This window comes from Mesorhizobium sp. M4B.F.Ca.ET.089.01.1.1 (genome assembly GCF_004022605.1).
Lineage (GTDB): Bacteria > Pseudomonadota > Alphaproteobacteria > Rhizobiales > Rhizobiaceae > Mesorhizobium > Mesorhizobium abyssinicae.
This window is the reverse complement of sequence record NZ_RZOS01000414.1, coordinates 1-5023: the sequence shown is the minus strand read 5'-3', so window position 1 is coordinate 5023 and position 5023 is coordinate 1. Positions and strand designations below refer to the sequence as shown.

General features: G+C 64.8%; 5 protein-coding genes. All 5 read right to left on the bottom strand.

Features of this window, described 5'->3' with window-relative positions:
* Positions 1-699, bottom strand: a 699-nt coding sequence (locus tag EN780_RS27285; protein ID WP_133372732.1) for an ATPase, T2SS/T4P/T4SS family, incomplete at its 3' end; no start/stop codon positions are given.
* Positions 696-1910: a response regulator gene (locus EN780_RS27280; protein WP_127310889.1), complete on the bottom strand. Its 1215-nt coding sequence runs from the start codon at positions 1908-1910 to the stop codon at positions 696-698. The genes EN780_RS27285 and EN780_RS27280, both read right to left, overlap by 4 nt.
* A 26-nt stretch (positions 1911-1936) precedes the next feature.
* A complete protein-coding gene (locus EN780_RS27275; protein ID WP_128275851.1) occupies positions 1937-2209 on the bottom strand; it encodes a hypothetical protein in 273 nt (90 codons plus the stop codon).
* Between the two features lie 4 nt (positions 2210-2213).
* Positions 2214-3656 carry a type II and III secretion system protein family protein gene (locus EN780_RS27270; protein WP_128275850.1) on the bottom strand — a complete coding sequence of 481 codons (1443 nt, stop codon included), beginning with the start codon at positions 3654-3656 and terminating at the stop codon, positions 2214-2216.
* Between the two features lie 28 nt (positions 3657-3684).
* Positions 3685-4617 carry a Flp pilus assembly protein CpaB gene (gene cpaB / locus EN780_RS27265; protein ID WP_245493463.1) on the bottom strand — a complete coding sequence of 311 codons (933 nt, stop codon included), beginning with the start codon at positions 4615-4617 and terminating at the stop codon, positions 3685-3687.
* Positions 4618-5023 lie beyond the last annotated feature (406 nt).

Here is a 5023-nt window from a genome sequence, read left to right as displayed (position 1 = left end):
GTTCTGGGTGATGGCGCCGAACTCGACCAGCTTGTGCAGGCCGAGCTTGTTCTTGGAGAATTTGCGGATCGACACCAGCGGCCCGTCGACGCCGACCGGCCGGATGGCTGCGTTGAAGCGCGAGCCGTCGAGCATGCGCGCGTCCACCATCGGCGCCGATTCATCGACGCGGCGGCCGACAGCGGCGACGATTTTGTTTATGATTCGAAGCAGATGCGCCTCGTCCTTGAACGGGATGTGCACCTGCTGCAGCTTGCCGCGCCTTTCGACGAAGCAGTTCTGGTGGCCGTTGATCAGGATGTCGTTGATCTCCGGGTCCTTGAGCAGCGGCTCCAGCGGGCCGAGGCCGACCATCTCGTCGACGATGTCGTCGACCAGCGCGTCGAGTTCGGCGGTGTTGATCGCCATCCGCTCCTGGCGGGTCTTTTCCGAGACGAATTCATGCACCTGCCGGCGCATCTCGTCCTTCGGCAGGCGCTCCAGCGCGACGAGGTTGATCTCCTCCAGCAGCATGCGGTGGATGCGCACACGCGCGTCGAGCACCTTGTTGGTGTTCTTGCCGGGCGCTGCTTCGGCCTTGGGCGCCACGGGCTTGCGGGTCGTCGGGATGACGACGGCATGGTGCGCGACCGGAGCGGCCTCGGCCGGGCGCTGGGGACGCAGGTCGCGGTTCTGCAGGGTTGAAAAGCGGCTGGTCATCCGGCCTTCCTCTTCAAGAGACCCTTGCCGATGCCGAACAGCGACTTCGACTTGACCGTCGTCGTCACCGCTTCCTCGGGCAAGATGATCTTCTTGAGATCGTTGACGACATTGGCGTTCGGATCGATGTCGTGCAGCGGCACGCCACGGTCCACGGCTTCGCGCACCAGCCGGTAGTTGTTCGCGATGCCGCCGACGAAATGCTCGCCGAGGATGTCCTGGACGTCGGCCTGCTTGATGCCGTTGTCGAACATCTTCTGCTCGAAGCGGTTGACGATGACGTTCGGCTTCACTTCCCTGCCGGCGGTCTCGTAGATCGCCTGGATCAGGCGCTGCGTGTGGCGCAGGCACGGCACCGTCATCTCGGCCACGATGTAGAGCTTGTTGGAACCGAGCAGCACCGTCTCGGTCCACGGGAACCAGGTGCGCGGCATGTCGATGACGACATTGTCGAAATAGGCCGAGACGAGATCGAGCATGCGCACCACGACGTCGGTCTTGAAGGAGCGCATTTCCGATGGGCGCGTCGGTGCGGCCAGTACGCACAGCCCGCTCGCATGCTTGGACAGCATCACATCCAGCAGCTGCCGGTCGAGCCGCTCAGGCTGGTTCTCGATTTCGGTGATGTCGAAGCGCGGCTCGAGGTCGAGATATTCGGCGCAGGCGCCCTGCTGGAAATTGAGGTCGACGACGCAGGTCGAGGCGCCGCGCGTCACCGAATGATGCAGCTGGAAGGCGGTCTGCAGCGCCAGCGTCGTGGTGCCGACGCCGCCGGCGGCGGGCATGAAGGTGTAGATCTGCGACTCGGTGTTTTCCTCGCGCCCCGGCCCTTGCAGCGCCCGCACCACGGAACGCACCAGGTCGGCGGTGGTGATCGGCTTGACCAGGAAGTCGGCGACCTGGAGCTGGACCAGGATGCGCACCGCCGCGGCGTTGAATTCCTGCGTGACCACGACGACCGGCACGCGGCCCTCCAGCCGGCGCATGACGCGCTGCAGCGACTCGATCTCCTCCAGCTTGGCCGCGTCCATGTCCACGATCAGCGCGCCGAAATCCGCCTCCTGGACCTCGCCGCGCAGCTCGGTGACGTTCTTCTCGACCGTCAGAAGCTCGATGACGTCCGAGGCGGCGAACGCCGTGCGGGTGTCCTGCAGGAACGTCCTGTCGGTGGATACGAGCAGGATCTTCTTGCTCTTGATGCCGCTTGCCATGTCGTCAACCCGTCAGGTCAAAGAAATCAGTTGGTTGTCGTGCTCGTCTGCGCCGTCTTCTCGCCTGCCGCCTGGTCGGCGCCGCCGCTGGCGGTCGCGCTGCTGCGCTCTGCCGGCACCAGCAGCCTGGTGTTCTGGACGCCGTATTTCCACGGATCGACCATCTGCATGACCGTATTGGCCGCCTGCGCGTTGCCGGCGGCGGGCGACACGCCCTCGGTGCGCACATAGTCGTCGCTGGTGCAGCCGCAGAGGCCGGCGAGCAACAGGGCTAGCATCAGTCGCGGAGCCGGACGCATGGCTTCAATCCTTCGGCAGATCGAGGAAATGCCCGGCCGTCGGCGCGGCAGGCTGGGTGACGCGGCCATCGGCCATCGCCACGGCGCGGTTTGGATCGGAAACCTTCACTTCCTCGGTGTTGTTGAGGAAATAATCCGAATTGCTGGCCGGCTGCGTGCCGTCGGTCGGCTCGACCATCTTCTTCGACGGATCGACCGGCTTGACCAGATAGGGCGTGACGATGATCACAAGATCGGTCTCGCGCCGCTGATAGGCCTTGGACGAGAACAGCGAACCCAGCACCGGCAGCTTGCCGAGACCTGGAAGGCGCGACGTGGTGATGTCGTTCTGCGACTGCAGCAGGCCGGCGATCATGAAGCTCTGGCCGTTCTTCAGGTCGATCGAGGTCTTGGCCCGGCGCACGATGAAGCCCGGCACCGAGATCTCGCCGATATTGTAGGAGGCCGACGCATCGATCGACGACACTTCCGGCGCGATGTCGAGGCTGACCAGCCCGTCCTTCAGCACGGTCGGGGTGAAATCGAGGCTGACGCCGTATTTCTTGTAGCTGCCGCTGATCTTGCCATTTTCTCCCGAGACCGGGATCGGAAATTCGCCGCCGGCGAGGAAGCTTGCCGTCTGGCCCGAGCGGGCGATCAGGTTCGGCTCGGCCAGCCGCCGGGCGAGGCCGCGCTCCTCCAGCGCCTTGATGGCGATGTCGATCGAGACGCCGTTGGATAGCAGCCGGCCGATGATCTCGCCGGTTCCCGCCGCCGGAATCGTTCCCGGATCGATCGTCACGTCGCGGCCGCCGAGGCCGTACGCGAAATTGGCGCTGTATTTGGCGCCGAGATCAATTCCGGCCTGGCGGTTGATCTCGACGAAGCGGACGTTGAGCTGGACCTGCTGCGAGGACGAGATGTTGACCGAGTTGATCACCTCCTCGTTGCCGGAAAAACGGCTGGCGATCTTGTTCGCCTTCTCGGCGGCGACCGCATCGTCCGCCTCGCCCGACAGCACCACGCGGCCGTTGGCCGAGCCGACGTTGATCTTGGCGTCCGGCACGCTGGCGCGGATGGTGTTCGCCAGCTGCTCGGTGTCGAGCGTCACCTCGATGTCGATCGTGCCGACCAGCTGCTTGCTCTCGTTGAACAGCGCGATGCCGGTGGTGCCGAGGTTGTTGCCGAGCACATAGAAGGACTTGTCGGTCAACGGGTTGACGTTGGCGATCTCCGGATCGCCGATGACGATCTGGTAGAAGGCCGCGCTCGTCATGATCGTCCGCGGCTTGCCCTTGGCAACCTTGATCGAGGCGTTCTTGGTCGCCGAGACATAGACGACGTCATTGCCGGCTCGCGCCGGCCCGCCGAACGCAAGCACTCCAGCCCCGGCCAGCGCAACCGCCACGACGAGCGCGCCTGCGAGGCGCAGCCCCTGCGTCAAGCTATGTGTGTTCAGCCCAAACATTATCCCTGTCCCCGCCGGTCCCCACCGGCTATTGCTGCTGCTGGTCCGGCGAAGGCACCTTGTACTCTTCCGCCTGCGTGCCGCGCGTCACGATGATCGTCTTGAACTTCGGCTTCTCAGGCTCCGTGGCCACCGCGTTGAACAGCGAGCCGGCCGCCGCCCCCGCGGTTGCCGCCACCGAACCGCCGAAGGACGAGATCGTGGTGAGACCGTCCGTGCCGGCGCTGCTGTCGCTGGCCGAGCGGAGCGACAGCGACAGCGTGCCGACGGTGCGGGCCAGCGCCACCTGCTTCGCGCCGTCGGTCGTCACCTCGAGGGTCACGGAATTGGCAACCTGCGGCTCGGTCTGGCGTTCGTCAGCGCCCTGGCCGACCGACAGAACCTTGGCATCGGCGACCACGATCTCGGACGTGATCGTCGAGCCGGATGCGCCCTGCGCGTTCTTGGCCACTTCCTGGATATCGCCGGCGTCGCGGGTCAGCACGACATCGACGCGGTCGCCCGGCGTCACGAAGCCGCCGACGCCGGCGATCTCATCGGTGCGGATGGTCACCGCCCGCATCCCCGGCGACAGCATGTTGGAGAGCGTCGCGCGGCCGTTCGGCCCCGACAGTTTGGTGAGCAGCACCGGCTCGTTGACCTCGATCGGCGACAGCACCACGCGGCTGCCTTCCTTGAGCAACTCGTCGACGGAGGTGAACGCGCCTTGCGGCAGGGAATCCTGCGGCCACGGGATTTCGTTGAGCTGAGCCTTGTCGAGCTGCATGCCGTAGCGCAGCGGCGCGTTCGCCACCACGATGGTCTTGAACTCGACCTTGGGCGCCTGGGGCACCACGATCGAGGCCGTTTTCTCTTCGGAATCGGCTCTCGCCTGGCTCTTGACCCAGAAATCGGCGGCAAAGATCGAGATCGCGCCGAAAACGGCGGCGATGCCGATCATGGTTATGGCCTTGCCCCTCACGCGAAACCCCTGACGCCCGTGGTCTTTTGTTCGTTAGGGCTTACGCTAGGGGTTATTGTTAAAGAAACACGTATCCGAACCCGTTGGATTCGACCTATTTCAGCCGGCTTGGTTATCGAAAGGTTTTAGGATAAGAGGGCTCCAAACCCCGAACGGAACAGGAACCTCGTTCGCCCGTCAAAAGCGTGGCAGTATCGAGGAGTGATTCGCAGTACCGGACTCTAGGCGAGCATGGACGACAACAACGACCTTTTCGGCAACCTGGAAAAGCAACCGCAGCCGGTTCGCGCCAGCACGCGCCCTGCAGACCCCCTGGTGCAGGCGGCGGCCAGGCGCCCGGCCGCCTCGCGCGACGGCAGCGAGGGCTACAGCGCCGCCGACATCGAAGTGCTGGAGGGTCTGGAAC